The organism is Bacillus sp. FSL M7-0307 (assembly GCF_038627835.1).
GTDB lineage: Bacteria > Bacillota > Bacilli > Bacillales > Bacillaceae > Bacillus > Bacillus altitudinis.
In genome coordinates, this window is sequence record NZ_CP152023.1 from 3,440,327 (window position 1) to 3,458,169 (window position 17,843).

The window sequence follows — 17,843 nt, forward strand, 5'->3', positions numbered from 1 at the left end:
CTACACATCCTTATGTTCTTTTTGGTGTGAATTCATGAGGTGTATAAGAATGTTTTTCACTCGTTCGATTCCTTTTCCATCAATGAGTGAACGTCCATTAAGATGAATGCTTCTGCGGAGAAAATAGCTGTCAGACAGTTTTTGAACAGCTTGCAACAGGTCTTTTTCTTCCACAAGGGCACCTAATCCAAGGTGAAAACAAGCTCCCTTTTGCGCAAACATGCTCGCTGTCACTGCTTGGTGGTCTACTTGCGATAGGACAATGCTGGGCACCCCAATACAAATTACCTCATATAACGTCATACCGCCTGCTACGATAGCCACATCAGCTTCTGATAAAAGAACCGGTAGTTGATCTGTATGTTGAATGAATTGGATATGTTCCGCCTCTACTTGCTCTTTGATGTGAGAGGCTTTTCCTGCGACCGCTAAAATGTCTAGGTGATTTGTTTGAAGAAGCGCCGATACAGCCTTTGATAACAGGCCGCACGGATCACTACCGCCAAGACTGATGACCACCTTTTTACATTCTTTTCGAACCTCATATGTGTCTTTGAATCGTTTAAACTCGTGATCTAACAATAAATAGGGCGTTCCATGATAATAAGCCGTGCCATTAAGCAGCTCGTGCTTCCCGTCCAGACCGCCATAAATGCTGTTTATGACCGTGTCTGCAAGCTGACAGGCTTCCTCTCTTTTTTCCTCAAATAAGACAAGCCTCGCACTGCCACAGGAGTCTTTGATCGTTTGAAGAAACTGAAGATCACAATCAAGCACATCTATGACTAAAAGGTCAGGATTTAGCTTTTTGATGTCTTGTTGGACCTGGAGAAGCGCATTCGACTCATGCACCATGTGAACGTACCACTCTGGGTGCGAAAGCATTTCTACACAAATCTGATCATTTGTATAGAAATATAGGTCGTTCCCTTCCTGAAGCAGTTCTTTTGCCAAACGTTTCATTCTGACGACATGCCCCATTCCTCTTAAAAAACCACCATAAACAACAATCATGATTTTTTTGTTCATTCAGCATCCTTCTGTCTCACAGATTGATTCAAACGAACAATGTCTGGATGTTGTTCACAGATGGAAATGAGCTCAGCTGTCGGCACAGCAATAGAACCACCAGCTTTCTCTAGTAAACGGGTAGCAAACACATAATCTTCTTCTGTATCAATCGTGAATCGATAAGCAGGATATGCAAGTTCTTTGGGCGGTGTGAATAATTGAAGGGAAAATTGCTCGGGATGCTTTCTGATATACAGGGTGACATGCTCACGTTCTGAATAAGTGAGGGGAAATTTGTCGATTTCACATAAAATAGATGCTTCAATCATTTCCCCGGAAATACCGAGTGGTGTTCCGTTCGTATATGTGTAATCAGCCTTTTCCTGTCTATGTTTTTCAAGCATTTTCGACAAAAGCGAAGGATCTATAAATGGATTGTCTCCCGTTAAACGTACAACCGTTTTAGGTTCAAATTGGCGGACAATCTGTGCAAACCGCTCAAGCACATCTGCCTCACTGCCTCGAAACACCTTATAGCCCTTTGACATACAATATTGAGCCAAATAGTCATCCTCTGGCTCGACCGTTGTGGCAATCATAAGGTTTTGCATTTTGTGATGGTAATCATCTGATTGCTTCACCCGCTCCACAATCAAATCAATCAGCGCCATGCCGCCGATCGGTTTCATCACTTTTTTGGGCAGTCTTGTTGACCCCATCCTAGCCTGAATGACAAAAAGCACATCATGCATCATCATGAGACTCCTGCGTGAGTACGTCTTTCCACGAAACGCCTGTATGAGCTGGGATGTCTCTCACAGCCTTTGTGCCAAGTAAAATCGGCATATATCGCGGATGCAATCCCTGATTTTTTTGTCCGGGGCGCAGCACGGCTACATTTTCTGACGTGAGGGTCTCACCCTTTGCAATGCCTTTGGTCGTAAAAATTCCTCGATACGCAAATTCTCGAATCTGCCCTTCAATGGCTGTTGTCGTTTTATAAGAACTGCCAAGAAGCTCCTCTGGTAATGAATGAACGTCTATTTCTGCTTGATTCCGCTGCTTTTCTGCCGCTCGAATGTGCTGAACCATTTCCTTTAATTCTTCAGGATCAAGAGCAAATGAATGATCCGCTCCGGGTAATGTTTTATCTATTGTAAAATGTTTTTCAATCATTGCTGCCCCGAGCTTCACAGCGGCTACTGGCGCTTCCGTCGGGTGTTCACTATGATCTGAAAAGCCAATGACTGCTTCAGGGAAAGCGGATCTTAAGGTTTGAATCACCCGCAGGTTCGTATATGCTCTAGGCGCTGGATACTTTGCCACACAATGCATGATGGCGACTTGCTTATTTTGCTGGCTCGTAATCGTTTCGTATGCTTCATGAACATCTGCAATGGTGGCCCCAGCTGTTGAAAAAATGATCGGCTTTTGAAAAGAAGCCGTATGACGCAAAAGAGGCAAATGGTTGATTTCATAGGATGCCAGTTTAAAAGCAGGCGGATTCGTTTGATTCAATAAATCAGCCGATTCTTCGTCACACACGGTGCTTAAAAACATCAGTCCTTTTTCCTTACAACGTGTCAATAAGACAGGCAGCCATTCAGGCGGCAGCTCCATTTGTTCCACTAAAGAAAAAATAGACACTTCTTCTCCTTTGGCCGTTTTGTATAACCCCGGTTCCTTTTGATACATCCGATCCGCTTGAAACATTTGAAACTTCACCGCATCAGCCCCTGCTTCTTTTGCCACATCAATTAAAGCAAGTGCCTGATCCAGCTTGCCATCATGGTTAATGCCTGCCTCTGCAATGATAAAGACAGGCGAACCATCTCCCACTTTGCGATCTCCGATATAGAAATGCGCCATCTTACCTCTCTCCTTTTTTCGGCCACACATGGTAATACAAAAAGGCATTTGTTGTCCTAAACCCCATCTTTTCGTACAGCTGGATGGCTGTCGTATTATGAAGCTGTGTCCCCGCAGAAATGAAGTGATGCCCTCTGTCATGAGACACTTTCATCATCTCAATAAACAGCTTTTTTCCGATCCCTTTTCCTTGAACATCCGGTCTAATCGCAAAAAGCTCAAGCCCCATCTCATGCCCCTTTGTCATACCTTGAATCAAGCCAACCACTTCATCATTCACCTTGGCAACGAGGTTAATATCTGCGCGTCCAAGTAGGTTGTTTCTCATCCACTCCTGATAAAAATGCTGAACAACACGCTGGTCTAAATATGGGTCAAGGGCATAACGGCTTTTCACAAAAGCCTGATCACCTAGTAAGACCGCCTCATCGTAATCCTTCTTATCTGGCACACCCATCACCACATCTTGATCTGATAATGGCATCTCCATGAGGGCAGGCGGTGCCTCAAGCCTAGTCAGACCACCGACATAATACACATGGGATAGTTTTTGAACAATGCGGTTTTTTTCAAGATCAGCCGCCTCAAGCCGTAAAAAGAAAAAATCACATTTTTCTGTTCTCATCCAATTGATGAATCTCTCCATCAATTCTTTAAAGAGCAGCGCTGATTCAGCTTCCACAAACTTCACATGAAAAATATGCTTGTCAAAAATGCCGCTCTCCCATTTGGACCATTCGTATAACAGCACTGCTTTGAGCTTAGCGCCGCTGACAAGAGCAAACTGCTTGAATTCTGCCATGCGTTCCGCTTCATGATCATATGTTTTCAGCCAAGATGCCAGCACCTGATCGTCTATTGCATGAACGACTTTCATGAAGAGGCCTTCTTGTCTTTCAAAATAGACACGACTGCGGTGATGACATCCTGCACATCTTCATCTGTCATACTTGGATAGAGCGGGAGCGAAAGCGTTCGTTTGTAATAAGTGAGTGCCTCAGGGAAATCCTCTGGTGAATAGTTGTAGGTCTTCTCATAATATGGATGCAAGTGAACGGGAATAAAATGAACACTCGTGCCGATTTTATATTCCTTTTGCAGCTGATCAATCATGTCATCGCGTGTGATCAGTGCTTCTTTTGGATCAACTTGTAGCACATATAAATGCCACGCATGTCTTCCCTCATCATGTACAGGCGGCAAGATGAGACCAGCTTCATGTTGAAATGCCTGATTGTATGTCTTCGCAATCTGTTCTCTGCGTGTCTGCATCTCCTTCAACCGGCTTAGCTGAACGAGCCCTAACGATGCTTGCACGTCAAACATGTTCATTTTATAGCCCGGTTCCTCGACCTCGTAATACCATGTTCCCTTTTCTCCATAACGATTCCACGCTCCCTTACTCATGCCATGGAGCGCCAGCCTTCTGATTCTAGCTGCAAGGGCATCATCATTTGTCGTCAGCATGCCGCCTTCACCAGTCGCTATGTTTTTCGTTGCATAGAAGCTAAAAGCGGTCGCATCACCAATTGATCCAATCGGTTGATCGTGATAGGTCGTATAAAGGGCATGAGCGGCATCCTCCAGCACGAACAAATCATACTTTTTGGCAATCGCTAAAATTCGGTCCATATCACACGATTGACCAGCAAAATGTACAGGGACAACCGCTTTTGTATGTGGTGTAATAGCCGCTTCTAATTTTTTCGCATCTAGATTGAGTGTCGCCGGATCAATATCCACGAAAATAGGGGCTGCCCCCGTATGGATGATCGTATTGGCTGTTGCGCAGAACGTCAGAGGCGTTGTGATGACCTCATCACCAGCTCCAATGCCTCTCGCCTTTAACGCTAAAAATAGAGCAGCTGTACATGAATTGACTGCTATTGCGTGCTTCGCTCCAGTCAGCTGCCTAAACTCTTCTTCAAACTGTCTAACTTTTGGTCCGGTGGACAACCAGCCGGACTTTAATGTTCCAATGACTTCATCAATTTCTTCCTGTTCAATAAAAGGCAGTGCATAAGGAAGAAATTGTGCTCTCTTTTGTCCCATATCGCTTGCACACCCCTATCTTCATCTCTGAAAATCCATGCCTGTTTTTGTTTTGAGCAGAGAAAGCAGAACATCGGTCGATTGTGCATGCGGATAATGTTCTTGAATGAAACGAGCCCCTTGCTGTTTCGCCAGCTTTATTTCTTGTTCATCCGATAAAATACGGATCGCTTTCTCGGCCAGCTCAATAGGGTTTTCCATGTGGCAGCTGCCAAGCGACTCGTAATAAGGGTATCTTCTGCCTTCTGTCATTTTTCCAATCAGTACACTCTTTTTAAAGAGCATTGCTTCCAGACCAACTGTTGATGTGAGCGTTATGACCATATCCATATACGGCAGGAGGTCATACAAGTCGATCTCTTTTTTAATTAATCTCACATGGTTCCCCGCGCGCTCAATCGCTGTATAGTCATTTAAACGATTTCGAGCGATTTCCCACGGGTGCGGCTTCATAATCAGCTGAATGTCTTTCCGTTTTGCAATCGTTTTAAGAACATCACCGTAAAAGGCTTCTGAAAACGGCTGTGTTGCCACAAGCACAGTCTTTTTGGCAGGATTGAAGTTCAATTTACGAAAGACCACTTCCTGTTGAAGCGGTGTTCGCTCCTGCACCAAATCAAATCTCGGGTGACCTGTGATCTCCACCTGCTCAGGCTGACAGCCTTTGTCTACATACCAGTCCTTTTCATATTTTCCAAACACTCCGTGGCAGGTGGTGAAAATCGGCAAAAAGGCTTCGTCTCCCATGAGCGCACCGTGCTGAAGACAAATACTTGTGAGATGGCGCTTCACGGTTTGCAAGGCGAGCACACGGCTATAAGCATCCTCCGTCGTACCAACCACTACAGCTGCAATAGGCTGCATCTCAAATAGCGTTTCTATTTGGTCAATTACATCAATAAATTGCACAATGTCCTTCCGAAGCTTTTCTCTAAAAAAGACATTACCAAAGACAGGATGCTGGGCGTAAGGTTTCAATAGAGCATTTGCTTTTTCAATATATTCAACATGGGCTTCTTTATTAACCTCTCTGGCTAATTCAGGCTTACTAATCACTGGTAATCCGAAATAATCAGCCTTCTTCCAGCGCGCGAGCACCACTGTTTGGTTCGGATGGAACCGCATGTAATTTTGTTCAGTAAAACGTAAGTGTTCAAAGTGAAGAAGCACCTTTCCATGACTCGGACGATAAGGGGTACGCTTGATCTGCTGTTTATGCTGATCAAAAAAGGGCTGAATGTCTTGCGGCTTTGGACAAGTCGTTGACAGCTCTTCACCAAACGCCTCATCTTCCATACGTTCTCTCACTTCTGGGCTGATGTATTGATAAAAATTACTGATTAACCCAAGGGGTATGTGGCGATAGGATAAGTCTTTCATCAGATTCACATACTCAAAGTACACTTGCCAATAATGATGAATATAATGCGACACTTAAGGTCACCTCCCATGTCTCTGTTTTAATATATGGCGGAGCTCCCTGCAGGTAGACTGCGGAGGAAGTGCTTGAATAAAATCGCTTTTCTCTTCTTCTGCCAACTGATAATGAATAGACTGTTCTGTGATGTAGTTTGTATCCAATACCTCATCAAAAGGGTAGAACGGATAAAAGTGATTTAATCTAAAAAAGAACCGGGCATCCCCTATTCGATAAAAATGCGGACTCTCGTCCCAGTAGGATCCAAACTCAGCTCGAATCTTTGTTAAAATGGATGCACGATGTACAACTGAACAGTGATCAATAGCACAAGGTGCATTCCACTGCACCGTTTGCGCAGGTCGAATCGTTTCCTTTACTGGCTCTTTTTCGCTATTTAAATAGATAACTTTTGAACTAGAATAGACAATATGTTCATTCGGACGAGCATCTAAATATTTTGTGAGCTTCTCTAAACGGTCTGGTGCATAGACATTGTCATCTGTGGCATAGGAAATATACTCGCCCTTTGCCTGTTCTAATGCTTGATTAATGAGTACGGCATAGCGTGTTTTCGCCGTTCTTTCCTCCAGCGTTTTCACCCCGCTTTGGATAAAATGGACGCGTGAATCTTTACGGAAAGGCTCAATAGCAGCAAGAGTTTGTTCGTTTGATCCATCATCCATGATAAAAAGTTCAAGGTCTGACAAGGTCTGCTGCAGCACCGCTTCAATTGATCTGCCAACGTAGGCCGCTTTGTTGTAGCTCGTCATAATGACCGTTACTTTCGTCAATGTTTTCACCTCGGTCTCTTTTAAACTATGGTTATCATATGTGTCTCCTCTTAAAGAGACTGTAGAGTGACCTATTTTTTATAAAATTGGATTTTTTTCATGATCTATCTTTGAAAAACGTAAAAATTTTGGTAATATAAGTAATCATTTATGTGTATTAAAGGAGTAAAGAACATTGGAGTATATGAAGAGTGATCTCTCCCAAGAAGAGGAAGCAAAAGGTTTTTTTCGATTCTTTAAAATTTTTGTCGCGACAAAAACGATTATTCGCTCATATGAACATACCTCTATTCCCATGTGGCTGATGATACTCCTTGCAAGTATCGCTGGTACAAGTTGGATGTACGAAGGGTATTTTAGTGAGTATATGGGCAATCATATTCCATATCCTTTTATTCTGTTACACGGAGCAGGTTTTGGTATTTTAGTAGGCAATTTTCTTCTATTTTTCGGTTCATTCATTTTACAGTGGTTAGGACGACTGTTTTTTGGCAGTAAAGCGCCGTATCGAGATGTGCTCAAAGCTTGCACACTGACGGTCATTTTTCCTTCCACCTTATTTGCTCTTACTTGGATTTTTACTGTGGGGTTGCTTGGTCCGTATACATTTGTGAAAATCTCACCCTATTTAGACCAGTACTATGAAGTATGGTATTATCTCAGTGTTTTACCACTGGTTGATGCGTATACCAAAGCATGGATATTTGGGATGGCTGTTTTAGGCCTTGTTGCTGTGATGAAGCTGAGAATATGGCAGGCCTTTATCATTGCCATCACACCGATCGCCTTATTTTTTCTCATCATGACCCTTCTCTATGACGTGCAGCGGGCTATGAATTGGTTGATGTAAACAGGCATTCCTTAAATTGTTGGAAACCTTTGCAATCTAGGCAGTACGAATATGGGGTTTGTCGGAATACTGAGGAACTGCACAAAGCAGTTCCTTTTTTTCGTTCAATGTACATATTCTCTCTTCCTGTCTCATAGTGTGAAAGAGAAAAAGAATGTTATGGAAACAACAGGCGCTTTTCTGCCTTCTGTTTAGAACACCATGAGGAAAGAGGAGGAACGTTATGAAATTGAAAAATCAATTTGGGCAAGGTTCGGGTTTCGAAGGTCAAGATTTTCGCCAGCAACAATATGGAGCAAATCCGTATCCTGCGCAGCAGATGGGTTATTCAGTCCCTCCCCAAACGCAGGGTCAAATGCAAGGTCAAATGCAGCAGGGGTATTCACCAATGCCGTCTACTGGTACTTCACAAGGAGGCCAAGGTGGGCAAAGTGGCGGGCAGCCCTATCAAATTCCTTCTGGACCGATTTATCAGCAGAACGTCACCGGTCAGCTGCCGCTTGAGCAGTCCTATATTGAAAATATTTTACGATTAAACCGCGGCAAAGTAGCCACGATCTATATGACGTTTGAGGCAAGTAAAGAATGGAACTCAAAGATTTTTAGAGGAGTCATTGAGGCCGCAGGACGTGATCACATTATCATTAGTGATAACAAAACAGGGACACGATACTTATTGTTAACAATCTATCTTGATTACATTACGTTTGATGGGGAAATTCAATATGACTATCCATACTCGATGTCTACGTATTCCCCAAGATAACCTCAAGGTCATATTAGCAGCAAGGTGCAGACGCCCTTGCTTTTTTCTTTTGTCTAGGTTTTTGACACACCTTCGGGGGAAGGCTCATAAGATGCCTAGTAGTTTTTATTAAACGCCTAGAGGTGACATCAATGACTGTTGAGCTGGATTATACATCGCCGAATGTCAAATATTCATTTGATTTGAACCAAAGCCCCCTTGTGAAATATGACCAACACAACCTGATTAATGTTTTAGGAAAAAAACAATTAAATTCGCTCGATCAAGTATCTCTGCTGGATATATATTTGAGTAAAAGCAAAGTAGTAGAGCCTCATTATCATCAAAATGCTGCCGAGCTTGTTTATTGTATCGCCGGCTCTGCTGCTGTATCCATGCTGAACCCTTTTACAAAAAAGCTGTCCACCTACACCATTACCCCCGGGCAGGTAGCCAATGTGCCACAAGGCTGGTGGCATTACGAAGTCGCCTTACAGGACAAAACCCATTTGTTAGCCATTTTTAACGCATCGACACCAGAAGTCATCTTAGGTTCAGACCTTCTAACCCTCACGCCTTCTCACATCATGGCACATACTTATTGCATGAACGAAACGCAGTGGAAACAGGCGACGCAGCCTGTGAAACCTGGTGTGTTTATCGGACCTTTCTGCCATCGGGAGGAAGAGGCACAAACGCACCCTGTCCCCCCTTCTCACTATGTACCTTATTATCAAGCACCTCCGAACTATTCTCCTTATTGGAGTTAAGAAAAAACCGATGCCCCTATGAGAGCATCGGTTTTTTTATCTTATAAATTTTTTGCTGCTGCAATCACTAGCATGATCCAAGAAGCGATAAATGCCACTCCGCCAATTGGTGTAATGGCACCTAGAATCTTCACCTGAGTCAAGGCAAGCACATAAAGGCTTCCTGAGAAGAAAAGAATGCCTGCCAGCATCACCCAGCCAGCGGTCGGCACTAGGGAAACACCTGACAGCTTATCTGCCAGAAAGGCGACAATAAACAGGCCAATTGCATGGAACATCTGATATTGAACCCCTTTATTCCATATCTCAATATACTTTTCAGGAATTTTCCCTTCCAGTCCATGTGCACCGAAGGCTCCAAGACCAACCGCAAGCATGGCGTTAATGGCACCTAATATGAAAAATAGTTTCATTCGTCATTCTCCTTATCTCATCAATTATGTTTATCATAGCGCGGGTCTTATCCAACATTCAACTTTCCTATGATGCTGACACGAGATTGTCGGATTTCTTCTTCTTTCGCAGCAGCACTTGATCGACCACAATCGCAATCAGTGTGCCAAGCACAAGACCATTGCTCAATAAAGAAATCAGCACAGGATGCATGCCTTTTAATGCCCCTTGTGGCACAAACATTGCGCCCACGCCTGCTAAAACAGCGATGCCAAGCACAAATCGAATGCGCGGGATGTCTTCTTTTTCATACTGATCGAATTCAGACATGGCAATCCCAATCATAGAAGAGAACACCACAAAGTTCACAGCCAGCCCCACAGGTGAAGGCAATGCAGAGAAAAAGCTCATCAATAATGGAAATAAACTAATGAGGACAATGAGCAGACTGCCAAGAAAAAATGGCTTTCTCGATGGAATTTTTGTTGTTTGTATAAAGCCCGCTGCCCCTGAAATAGGAACAGGCGCAATCGCACCAATCAGTCCGCTCAGCAAATGACCAAATGCGGCGACAAAACCAGCCGGTCTGGCTCGTTTCCGCTCACGCAGTTCACCAAATGCCTTGACGGAACTTTCCACAATTCGAATACTTGCCAGCATATTCACAATGAGTAAGATCGTAATAAAAAAGGACGTGACAAGCAGGCCACTGTCAAAGACCGGCATGCCAAACGGAAACAGTTTTGGAAACTCAATGATCTGCTCAGGAATGCGAACAGGCTTCGCTAGTCCGAGTAAAGCAAATAACAACCAGCCGCCTGCAAGTGCGAATAACACAGAAAACTGTCTTAAATAATGCCATTTTGAGCGGCTGATCATGAAGGTGATGACAATAATCAAGATCGATAGACAAAAGACAAGCCCATCTACCTGATTTCCCCGATAACCGATCCCCATCAGCCCTTTCATGATTGGCTGACTTAACTGCACAACAAGCAGCAGCAAATAAATACCTGTGACAACCGGCGTAAATAAAGACGCAAGCCAATTAATGATTTTAAAAAGACTAAAAATAAAAAAGAACGCCGCACTAAAAATTAACGCCCCTTGTAATGCTTGCAAGGTTTCAGGATATGTGGCGAAAATTGTCCCTGTCATGCCTGCATAAAGGGTATATACCCCCCACCACAGCCCTGCTGGACTTTCATTGATTGGCAGCATATGACCGCATAAACACTGCACCATCGCCACAAGTCCAAGTGAAAAGAATGTACTCTGAATCAGTTCCGCCGACTGCACTTGATTTAATTCAAATGCTTGTGCAATCGCAATCGGCACAGCAATAGAAGCTGCGATAAAAAATGCCATCCACTGAATGGCGCCCAAAAATAGTTTCAACCCGATCACCTTCCCTTTGTCGTGACAAGACCATTAAAAATCAAAAATAGAGTCACCGTTGCCATCTTTCTCTTGTTGACCCTCTTCTTTATGCTGAAATTTCTTTGCACCGCTAGTGCCCATCAATTTCTCTAACATAGCTTGATCCGTAGACACAGCCGGTGCAGATGGTGTCTGTATAGATGGAGGTGGTGAAATAACCGAAGACTGCGGCATTTGCACCTGTGATGATGTGTCGAGAATGACATCACATAGTGAAGAAATGACCGCCGCTTGACGTTTCACCTCTTCATCATTTCCACTTTGTTTTGCTTTTTGAATGGCTTCCTCCATTTTTTGAAGCAGACTTGATATATGAATATTCAAGGGTAGACCCTCCAATCTAAAAAATTCGTTTTCCAACATTATTTTACCAAATGAACAAACCGAATGGGTTCATTTTTTCAAAGCTGTGTGCTTCTGTTCATCTTATTTGACCCTTACCCAAGATTCACACATAATAATAAAGAAACAATATCGTCTTTGAAAGGACTGAAAGATGAGCAAACTCACTGAACTCATTCACAAACAAAAAAACGTTCAAACACCAGCGGTTCAAGAACGAATCCGTCTTCTTAACGATTTGAAAGCAGCCATTAAACATCATGAAAAGGACATATTACAAGCCTTAGCCCATGATTTACATAAATCCGAACAGGAAGCCTATACAACAGAAATTGGCATGGTATATGAAGAGATCAATCATACCGTCAAACATCTTCACAAATGGGTCAAACCATCTCGCGCGAAAACACCTCTGACCCATATCGGATCAAAAAGTATGATCATTAAGGAACCGTACGGAAGCGTTCTGATTATTGCCCCTTGGAACTATCCTTTCCAATTGGCCCTTTCGCCATTAGTTGGAGCCATTTCTGCGGGAAATGCCGTTACTTTAAAACCGTCAGAATTAACGCCGCACGTCTCAAACGTGATTGGCACGATTGTGGAAAGCGTGTTTCAAGAAGATCTTGCAGCGGTCGTTGAAGGCGGTGTGGATGTCAGCACAGAGCTTCTGAAACTGCCTTTTGATTATATTTTCTTTACTGGAAGTGTAGCCGTCGGCAAAGTCGTCATGGAAGCGGCCGCAAAACATCTCACACCTGTCACACTTGAGCTCGGCGGAAAAAGTCCATGCATTGTCATGCCTGATGCAGACATCAAACTCGCTGCGAAGCGAATCACCTTTGGTAAATTCACGAATGCTGGTCAAACATGCATTGCACCAGACTATTTACTTGTTCATGAATCGATCAAAGAGGACCTATTGCGTGAAATGACGACCTGTATCCGTGACTTTTACGGGAACCAGCCTGAAACAAATCCGCATTTCGGAAAAAATGTCAGCCAGCGTCATTTTGATCGACTTTCACAATTTCTCTCAAATGGCACGATTGTGACAGGTGGACAGCGCAATGAACAAGAGCTCAAAATCGCACCGACCATTCTAGATCACATTACTTGGGAAGACCCTGTGATGCAGGAGGAAATTTTCGGACCTATTTTGCCTGTCATCTCATTTGACTCTCTTCAAGAGGCAGCTGACATGATTAAGGCAAGACCGAAGCCGCTCGCTCTTTACTTATTTACAACCAATAAAGAAACAGAAAACTATATTCTAGACAACCTCTCATTTGGCGGAGGCTGCATCAATGATACGCTGATGCATGTCGCCACTCCATACTTACCATTTGGTGGCGTTGGCGAAAGCGGTATTGGACGATATCATGGAAAGGAAAGCTTTTTCACCTTTACGCATGAAAAAAGCGTCCTGCGCCAGACCAATCGCTTTGATTTTTCTTTCCGCTATCCAAATGCGAAAAACGGACTCGACATTGTCCGTAAATTTTTAAAATAAACAGGACGAAGGGATTTTCCCTCGTCCTATTTTGATTCGATGTCCTTGATACACCAGTTGATTTCATCGATCCCCATTTGCTTTAAATAGGCGTTTACTTTTGAGAACGGACGACTGCCAAAAAAGCCGTTTCTTGCGGAAAAAGGACTTGGATGAGGTGACTCAATGATGTAATGCTTACTTTGATCAATGCGTTCTTTTTTATTTTGCGCATGTCTGCCCCAAAGCACAAAAACGACTGGCTGATCTCGGTCATTCAGGACGTCGATGACGCGGTCTGTCACACGTTCCCAGCCTTTGCCTTTATGCGAGTTCGCTTCCCCTTTTCTTACAGTGAGCACGGTGTTTAACAGCAAGACACCCTGCTCTGCCCAGCTGACAAGCGAGCCATGGTTAGGGACCGGACAACCGAGGTCATCCTTTAGCTCCTGAAAAATATTTCTCAAAGATGGAGGATGTTTGACACCAAGCTGAACAGAAAAGCTTAATCCGTGTGCCTGTCCCGGGCCATGATAAGGGTCTTGTCCCAAAATCACGACCTTCACAGCTTCATACGACGTCAAATGGAGGGCACGATAAATGTCATCTGGCTTTGGAAACACGATCTGCGTACGATATTCTTCCTTTACCCACTCACGTAATTCCTGATAATATGGCTGTTCAAATTCACTTTTCATCACAGCCCACCAGCTATCATTTAAAAATGGCTTCATTGCGGTTGTCCTCCTTCTGTCTGCTGTGCCAATCTTGAGATCATCGGTTTTCCATCCCATACAATCTCACTCTCTGATTCTCGTTTTTTCATCGCTGGTTCTTCTAATAGGACAGCAAAGTTCGCTGTCGGCAAATCACCGAGCCCATGCTTTTCACTCAGATCATCTAAGTAGTTCTTCCTTGTTTCACCAAGATCACTCGACTGATTGCCCCCACCATCAAAGAACGCATAGATCACACTGGCAGCTGGCACTCGTTTGGCTCGTGCATGCTGCGTAACACGCAGGAAAAAGTCCCAGTCCCAGTAGTGATGCATCGCTGGATCAAAATAGCCGATCTCATCATGTATGCGGCGTTTGTACATACTGCCAGAAGGAACATATGTAGAAAAAACACGCATGTCCTCAATGTCCGCTGTATAAGCAAACAAACGTCTTGATACTGGAAAACGAGTCGCACCTCGTTCTTCAAACGAAACAATTTCCGCATCCGAAAAGACAAAATCAGCGTCTTCCAGCGCCTTGCTCATACGTTCAATATGACAAGGTGTAAAATAATCATCGTCATCACTCACCATAATGACGTCACCTGTCAGCTCACGCACGCCAACATTTCTTGCGTTCACATGCTGGACATTCTCATCTAAATGAATCAAGCGGATTGGCAGCTCGGGATAGAGTTCCTGAATCACGTCCACTCGCTCTCCTGCATCATTTACGACCACAATTTCAAAAGGCTGTACGCTTTGTCTCGAGATGGATTCAAGCAGTTCACACAATGCGCTCAGCCGGTTATGTGTCACAATTAGTAAAGAAATCTTCATATCGGCCTAACTCCTTTAATAGATTCGTCTTTTTCATTAAAACATAAATCGGCTTTCTTCTCATGATATAAAAGGCGGTTTGATTGATCGAGAAAATGGGAATTTTTGATGAAAAGGAGTGATGATGATGGAATTTTTCACAGTTGAGAATAGTAAAGAAGCCAAACAGACGATCGAACAGATACAATCAGCAAAGGACGATGTGTTTGTTTTTGCGTATGACCCCGAACGCTCTGATACCGTTACTGAGTACACGGAAGCAAAGAGCATGACAGCTGTCGATCAAGGGATTTTAGATCAAATCGCCAATATCATTCGCACCAGGGATGATGAACTGATGGCCAAAATCATGTCGACCGGCGCCGATCAAGAATTAGCCTTAACGCTTTTAGAGGAGCTGAAAAAAGGGAAATTGGTGATTTGTAAAAGATAAAGAATGAGGCGTTCCATGAAGAGTGGAACGCTTTTTTATGCCGTTTCATTGTGATAAATGGAAAAGCTGATTATAATAAGGGATAGAACAGTAACTGTTACACATCACATTGGAGGTTCAGCAACTATGTCTATGAATAAAGCACTCACCATCGCAGGTTCGGATTCAAGCGGCGGTGCAGGTATCCAAGCAGATTTAAAAACGTTTCAAGAAAAAAACGTCTACGGGATGACAGCTTTAACCGTTGTCGTTGCAATGGATCCTCATAACAACTGGGATCATCAAGTGTTTCCAATCGATACATCAACAATCCGCGCGCAGCTCTCAACGATCGTGGAAGGCATCGGTGTAGATGCGTTAAAAACAGGTATGCTGCCAACAGTTGACGTCATTGAACTCGCAGCTGAAACGATCAAAACATATGAGCTGAAAAATGTCGTCATTGATCCTGTTATGGTATGTAAAGGTGCGAACGAAGTCCTTTACCCAGAGCACGCTGAAGCATTGCGCGAAAAGCTCACGCCACTAGCAACAGTTATCACACCTAACCTTTTCGAAGCAGGTCAATTAAGCGGCATTGGCGAGATCAAAACGATGGAACAAATGGAAGAAGCCGCAAAACGCATCCATGAACTTGGTGCAAAGTATGTGGTCATCACTGGCGGCGGTAAGCTAAGCCCTGATAAAGCGATTGATTTGCTTTATGATGGACAAACCTTCGAACGCCTTGAAACAGATAAGATCGACACAGAATACACACACGGTGCAGGCTGCACATTCTCAGCCGCAGTCACAGCTGAACTAGCAAACGGCTCAGACGTGAAAGAAGCCATTTATGCAGCAAAAGAATTCATCACAGCTGCCATTAAAGGCTCTTTCCAACTAAACGAATACATCGGACCAACGAAACATTCCGCACATCGTTTGGACAAATAAAACACTAAAAACCGATCCGCCGCTTGGGTGAATCGGTTTTTTTGTTTATCGTAAGCTGAGTCTCTGTGCAAATAACCAATCTGTTAAGCCTGGCGTCTCATAAGCAGGCGTCCATGATGCATGATCATACCCATACTTGCTTGCATACTCGGTATAAATCGGTCTTCCACCAGCTTTTTGAATCGCTTGAATTGTATTTCTCGCATAACTGATAGGAATAATGGAATCATCCTCTGCATGAAATGCCCATATTGGCTTGTGCGCTAAAATTCTTGCCTTGCTTGGATTTGCACCCCCCGCAATAGGAATCATCGCTGCAAACAAACGAGGATATGTGATGTTCAACTGATACGAGCCAAATCCGCCTTGAGATAAACCAGTCGCATAAATCCTTTTCTGATCAATCTTATAAGAAGTTAACACATGCTGAAGCACTTCATACGCTTTGTGTAAATCTGGTGAAAATTGAAACACATTTGTCAGGTCGATCTCATTTTGCGCGTTTCTTGTTAAAGCAAAACCCCCATCCACAGCATTTCGAGCCTGAGGTGCTAGTACGTATGCAGGATGTTTCTTTTGAACTTCAGGAGAAGCCCATAAAACTGCACCATCATTTGCAAGTAACTGCTTTTGATTATCAGTCCCCCGCTCCCCTCCTCCATGTAAGAACAAGACGAGAGGATAAGCTTTACCCCTCTTATGATTTTTCGGAATGTATAACCGATAAGGCATTCCTTGATATTCAAAAGATAAAAAAGATGAGGCAATGTCCTCTCGTGTGACAAAACGATAATTGTATGTAGACGTAGCTAAGCGATGCCTATTTTTGTAAACGCTTACTTTTAAAGTCGTATCGGTATCAATTTGAATAGGCTTTTTATATCGCTGACTTTGAGTTGTCGGCTGGCTGCCATCTGTTGTGTAATAAAGAGAAGCTTTTGGCACCTGAGAATGGAGTACCACCTCTTGCGAGCGATAATATTGACCAGATGGTACGGAGGCAGTAGGTGTAAAAAATGATGTGTGTTGCGTTCGGGCAGATGAAACGGAAGGATGAAGAAAACTCATAGAAAATAGCACAATGATAAAGGTGATCAGACATTTCTTGGTTGCATGGTTCATATCGTTCCTCCTGTATATGCTCAGATGAATTTTTATTTATTTTGTACCATGACAAAAGGAATGTCAACGCTTTCATTTAAATTTCTGAATAATCTGACTAAAATAAAAAAAGCATACCCGCACCCAGGTACACTCTTTCACCATACTTTTTTACCTACTTTTGCTGATCGGATTCTTTCGCCATTTTTCGAATAAAGGCTTCAATGGATTCAACAAATAAGGCATATTCTTTCATTTGTTTATACGTATCTGACAGCTTCTCTTTTAATTCTTCCTGCTCTAGAGAAGGTTCACCGAGAATAGATTGGACTTGAATCAGCAATTCTTTATATTCTTCACGTTTATCTTCAACATGATCTGCCATTGTCTCCAAGCGTTTTCTAGTCGTCGGCTGCTGTTTTGAATTCAAGTAAACAACCCCTTTTTGTCCTACCGCATTTGGATAAACGTCAGCCTCAGCTGTATATATTTTAAAATGATACCATAATTGAACCTGTTATCATATATGTAAAACGTCATCAAACCGCTTCAGGCCAACCTTGTATATACATGATATAGGCTTTAAGATACAGGCTGATCTCACTAGAAAAAAGCAGATCATTGATCTGCTCAGATTGTA

20 protein-coding genes are annotated in these 17,843 nt (G+C 43.2%); 6 read left to right on the plus strand and 14 right to left on the minus strand.

All coding sequences use genetic code 11. The features are described 5' to 3' along the window. The 7 genes from MHI41_RS17625 to MHI41_RS17655 are packed head-to-tail and all read right to left on the minus strand — an operon-like array spanning position 1 to position 7,143. On the minus strand, positions 1 to 1,029 hold the full coding sequence (locus MHI41_RS17625; RefSeq protein ID WP_282833303.1) for a glycosyltransferase: 1,029 nt from the start codon (positions 1,027 to 1,029) through the stop codon (positions 1 to 3). Next, positions 1,026 to 1,766, minus strand: coding sequence for a glycosyltransferase family protein (locus tag MHI41_RS17630; protein ID WP_048001140.1), 741 nt, complete (start codon positions 1,764 to 1,766; stop codon positions 1,026 to 1,028). The genes MHI41_RS17625 and MHI41_RS17630 overlap by 4 nt, the downstream gene beginning before the upstream one ends. Beyond that, positions 1,756 to 2,880, minus strand: a complete 1,125-nt coding sequence (locus MHI41_RS17635) for an N-acetylneuraminate synthase family protein (protein ID WP_272511221.1) — start codon at positions 2,878 to 2,880, stop codon at positions 1,756 to 1,758. Before MHI41_RS17635 ends, MHI41_RS17630 begins: the two co-directional genes overlap by 11 nt. Before the next feature lies 1 nt (position 2,881). After that, entirely contained in the window at positions 2,882 to 3,757 is an 876-nt protein-coding gene (locus MHI41_RS17640; RefSeq protein ID WP_342494362.1) for a GNAT family N-acetyltransferase, read from the minus strand. Continuing rightward, positions 3,754 to 4,932 (minus strand): DegT/DnrJ/EryC1/StrS family aminotransferase, encoded by a 1,179-nt coding sequence (locus tag MHI41_RS17645; RefSeq protein WP_076821308.1) that lies wholly within the window; start codon positions 4,930 to 4,932, stop codon positions 3,754 to 3,756. The genes MHI41_RS17640 and MHI41_RS17645 overlap by 4 nt, the downstream gene beginning before the upstream one ends. Positions 4,933 to 4,953: 21 nt before the next feature. Beyond that, positions 4,954 to 6,366, minus strand: a complete 1,413-nt coding sequence (locus MHI41_RS17650; protein WP_342494363.1) for a CDP-glycerol glycerophosphotransferase family protein — start codon at positions 6,364 to 6,366, stop codon at positions 4,954 to 4,956. Positions 6,367 to 6,372: 6 nt separating this feature from the next. After that, positions 6,373 to 7,143, minus strand: coding sequence for a glycosyltransferase family 2 protein (locus tag MHI41_RS17655; RefSeq protein WP_342494364.1), 771 nt, complete (start codon positions 7,141 to 7,143; stop codon positions 6,373 to 6,375). 175 nt (positions 7,144 to 7,318) lie between these two features. Between MHI41_RS17655 and MHI41_RS17660 the strand changes: the two genes are divergently transcribed. From MHI41_RS17660 to MHI41_RS17670, 3 genes are all read left to right on the plus strand, one after another. Next, a complete protein-coding gene (locus MHI41_RS17660; protein WP_072367312.1) occupies positions 7,319 to 7,993 on the plus strand; it encodes a YIP1 family protein in 675 nt (224 codons plus the stop codon). 223 nt (positions 7,994 to 8,216) lie between these two features. Continuing rightward, complete coding sequence (gene gerQ, locus MHI41_RS17665) at positions 8,217 to 8,759, plus strand: spore coat protein GerQ (RefSeq protein ID WP_007497781.1); 543 nt, start codon at positions 8,217 to 8,219, stop codon at positions 8,757 to 8,759. 131 nt (positions 8,760 to 8,890) lie between these two features. Then, positions 8,891 to 9,508: a cupin domain-containing protein gene (locus MHI41_RS17670; RefSeq protein WP_007497783.1), complete on the plus strand. Its 618-nt coding sequence runs from the start codon at positions 8,891 to 8,893 to the stop codon at positions 9,506 to 9,508. A 41-nt stretch (positions 9,509 to 9,549) separates the two neighbouring features. Here MHI41_RS17670 and MHI41_RS17675 read toward each other — a convergent pair whose 3' ends face one another. The 3 genes from MHI41_RS17675 to MHI41_RS17685 form a co-directional block, all read right to left on the minus strand. Further along, complete coding sequence (locus MHI41_RS17675; protein ID WP_003215282.1) at positions 9,550 to 9,921, minus strand: DUF423 domain-containing protein; 372 nt, start codon at positions 9,919 to 9,921, stop codon at positions 9,550 to 9,552. Between the two features lie 67 nt (positions 9,922 to 9,988). Beyond that, positions 9,989 to 11,299: a purine/pyrimidine permease gene (locus MHI41_RS17680; protein ID WP_007497786.1), complete on the minus strand. Its 1,311-nt coding sequence runs from the start codon at positions 11,297 to 11,299 to the stop codon at positions 9,989 to 9,991. Between the two features lie 33 nt (positions 11,300 to 11,332). Continuing rightward, the gene (locus tag MHI41_RS17685) at positions 11,333 to 11,665 is read right to left on the minus strand and encodes a YwdI family protein (RefSeq protein WP_008343634.1); all 333 of its coding nucleotides are present in this window, start codon (positions 11,663 to 11,665) and stop codon (positions 11,333 to 11,335) included. Positions 11,666 to 11,837: 172 nt separating this feature from the next. On the opposite strand from MHI41_RS17685, the gene MHI41_RS17690 reads away from it, so the two are divergent. Beyond that, positions 11,838 to 13,196: an aldehyde dehydrogenase gene (locus tag MHI41_RS17690; protein WP_057078897.1), complete on the plus strand. Its 1,359-nt coding sequence runs from the start codon at positions 11,838 to 11,840 to the stop codon at positions 13,194 to 13,196. 26 nt (positions 13,197 to 13,222) lie between these two features. Here MHI41_RS17690 and MHI41_RS17695 read toward each other — a convergent pair whose 3' ends face one another. Together MHI41_RS17695 and MHI41_RS17700 are read right to left on the minus strand one after the other, a co-directional pair. Next, complete coding sequence (locus tag MHI41_RS17695; RefSeq protein WP_057078896.1) at positions 13,223 to 13,909, minus strand: uracil-DNA glycosylase; 687 nt, start codon at positions 13,907 to 13,909, stop codon at positions 13,223 to 13,225. Beyond that, on the minus strand, positions 13,906 to 14,733 hold the full coding sequence (locus MHI41_RS17700; protein WP_342494365.1) for a glycosyltransferase family 2 protein: 828 nt from the start codon (positions 14,731 to 14,733) through the stop codon (positions 13,906 to 13,908). Before MHI41_RS17700 ends, MHI41_RS17695 begins: the two co-directional genes overlap by 4 nt. A gap of 127 nt (positions 14,734 to 14,860) precedes the next feature. Between MHI41_RS17700 and MHI41_RS17705 the strand changes: the two genes are divergently transcribed. Both MHI41_RS17705 and MHI41_RS17710 read left to right on the plus strand, forming a co-directional pair. Beyond that, on the plus strand, positions 14,861 to 15,166 hold the full coding sequence (locus tag MHI41_RS17705) for a general stress protein (RefSeq protein WP_017360126.1): 306 nt from the start codon (positions 14,861 to 14,863) through the stop codon (positions 15,164 to 15,166). 126 nt (positions 15,167 to 15,292) lie between these two features. Next, positions 15,293 to 16,102, plus strand: a complete 810-nt coding sequence (locus tag MHI41_RS17710) for a bifunctional hydroxymethylpyrimidine kinase/phosphomethylpyrimidine kinase (RefSeq protein ID WP_008343648.1) — start codon at positions 15,293 to 15,295, stop codon at positions 16,100 to 16,102. Positions 16,103 to 16,147: 45 nt separating this feature from the next. Here the strand turns inward: MHI41_RS17710 and MHI41_RS17715 are convergent, their stop codons facing one another. Both MHI41_RS17715 and MHI41_RS17720 read right to left on the minus strand, forming a co-directional pair. Then, entirely contained in the window at positions 16,148 to 17,224 is a 1,077-nt protein-coding gene (locus MHI41_RS17715; RefSeq protein ID WP_342494366.1) for a chitobiase/beta-hexosaminidase C-terminal domain-containing protein, read from the minus strand. A 154-nt stretch (positions 17,225 to 17,378) separates the two neighbouring features. After that, complete coding sequence (locus MHI41_RS17720) at positions 17,379 to 17,633, minus strand: hypothetical protein (RefSeq protein ID WP_008359596.1); 255 nt, start codon at positions 17,631 to 17,633, stop codon at positions 17,379 to 17,381. Positions 17,634 to 17,843 lie beyond the last annotated feature (210 nt).

What these genes read in the sequence shown, in the direction of transcription:
- MHI41_RS17715 (WP_342494366.1), bottom strand. Translation starts at nt 17,224, where the DNA reads ATGAACCATGCAACCAAGAAATGTCTGATCACCTTTATCATTGTGCTA.
- MHI41_RS17710 (WP_008343648.1), top strand. Translation starts at nt 15,293, where the DNA reads ATGTCTATGAATAAAGCACTCACCATCGCAGGTTCGGATTCAAGCGGC.
- MHI41_RS17630 (WP_048001140.1), bottom strand. Translation starts at nt 1,766, where the DNA reads ATGATGCATGATGTGCTTTTTGTCATTCAGGCTAGGATGGGGTCAACA.
- MHI41_RS17705 (WP_017360126.1), top strand. Translation starts at nt 14,861, where the DNA reads ATGGAATTTTTCACAGTTGAGAATAGTAAAGAAGCCAAACAGACGATC.
- gerQ (WP_007497781.1), top strand. Translation starts at nt 8,217, where the DNA reads ATGAAATTGAAAAATCAATTTGGGCAAGGTTCGGGTTTCGAAGGTCAA.
- MHI41_RS17645 (WP_076821308.1), bottom strand. Translation starts at nt 4,932, where the DNA reads ATGGGACAAAAGAGAGCACAATTTCTTCCTTATGCACTGCCTTTTATT.
- MHI41_RS17625 (WP_282833303.1), bottom strand. Translation starts at nt 1,029, where the DNA reads ATGAACAAAAAAATCATGATTGTTGTTTATGGTGGTTTTTTAAGAGGA.
- MHI41_RS17700 (WP_342494365.1), bottom strand. Translation starts at nt 14,733, where the DNA reads ATGAAGATTTCTTTACTAATTGTGACACATAACCGGCTGAGCGCATTG.
- MHI41_RS17670 (WP_007497783.1), top strand. Translation starts at nt 8,891, where the DNA reads ATGACTGTTGAGCTGGATTATACATCGCCGAATGTCAAATATTCATTT.
- MHI41_RS17675 (WP_003215282.1), bottom strand. Translation starts at nt 9,921, where the DNA reads ATGAAACTATTTTTCATATTAGGTGCCATTAACGCCATGCTTGCGGTT.
- MHI41_RS17640 (WP_342494362.1), bottom strand. Translation starts at nt 3,757, where the DNA reads ATGAAAGTCGTTCATGCAATAGACGATCAGGTGCTGGCATCTTGGCTG.
- MHI41_RS17635 (WP_272511221.1), bottom strand. Translation starts at nt 2,880, where the DNA reads ATGGCGCATTTCTATATCGGAGATCGCAAAGTGGGAGATGGTTCGCCT.
- MHI41_RS17695 (WP_057078896.1), bottom strand. Translation starts at nt 13,909, where the DNA reads ATGAAGCCATTTTTAAATGATAGCTGGTGGGCTGTGATGAAAAGTGAA.
- MHI41_RS17690 (WP_057078897.1), top strand. Translation starts at nt 11,838, where the DNA reads ATGAGCAAACTCACTGAACTCATTCACAAACAAAAAAACGTTCAAACA.